General features: G+C 42.2%; 1 protein-coding gene. It reads left to right on the forward strand.

Features of this window, described 5'->3' with window-relative positions:
* Nucleotides 1-704, forward strand: a 704-nt coding sequence (locus C200_RS00605; RefSeq protein WP_248782665.1) for an IS6 family transposase, incomplete at its 5' end; no start/stop codon positions are given.
* Nucleotides 705-818: the final 114 nt, after the last annotated feature.

The following is an 818-nucleotide window of genomic DNA, read 5'->3' on the forward strand; positions in this document are numbered from 1 at the left end:
CTGAGCATTTTCACGACGACTTCAACCACAGAGCGAGGAATATTATCGCGATTGGCCACATAGTAGCGCCACCAAGCTCTGCCAGTTTGGAAAAGATGTTTAAGCGTGAATTGAATCAAACTAACTATCTCATTGTGTTGATTAACAAGCGATTAATCATACAGACAACGATAAACTATACAACGGCCCTCCTAAAGTCGCGAGCTGTACTCAGCGTGCCTCTCCTTGATGAAACGTTGGTGAAAATTAAAGGTCGTTGGTATTACCTTTATCGAGCCATTGATAAATATGGCCATACTTTGGACTGGATGCTCAGCCGACAGCAAAATGCCAAAGCGGCGATGCGCTTTTTCAAAAAGGCAATCGCCCAACCTTATGTGAAATCACCGCGTGTTGTGAATGTCGACAAGCACGCTTCATTTCCACCCGCTCACCAAAAAGCCAAAGATGAAGGTGTCTTTTCTAGTCAGTGTAAACTCAGGCGAGTGAAGTATTTAAACAACTGCATTGAAAATGATCACAAAGCGGTAAAGCGCAAATCCCGTTTCCGCCAATGGTACCAATCACTTTCTACAGCACGGCCTACCATTGACATAATGGAAGCGATGCGCATGGTTCAAAAAGGTCAATTACGTTATATTAAAAAACAGAATATCTGTGCCCAAAATCAGCTCATTGATAAATTATTTGGATTAGCTGCTTAATTCTAAGCAGAGAGCACAAGAAAATAACCTTTCTGAAGTTCACTATAATTTTTCGCAACAGTGCCAGTCTGCAGGTGCAACGGGTGATATTATTGGCGTGATTCTTATCCCTAA

Source organism: Piscirickettsia salmonis LF-89 = ATCC VR-1361 (assembly GCF_000297215.2).
Taxonomy (GTDB): domain Bacteria; phylum Pseudomonadota; class Gammaproteobacteria; order Piscirickettsiales; family Piscirickettsiaceae; genus Piscirickettsia; species Piscirickettsia salmonis.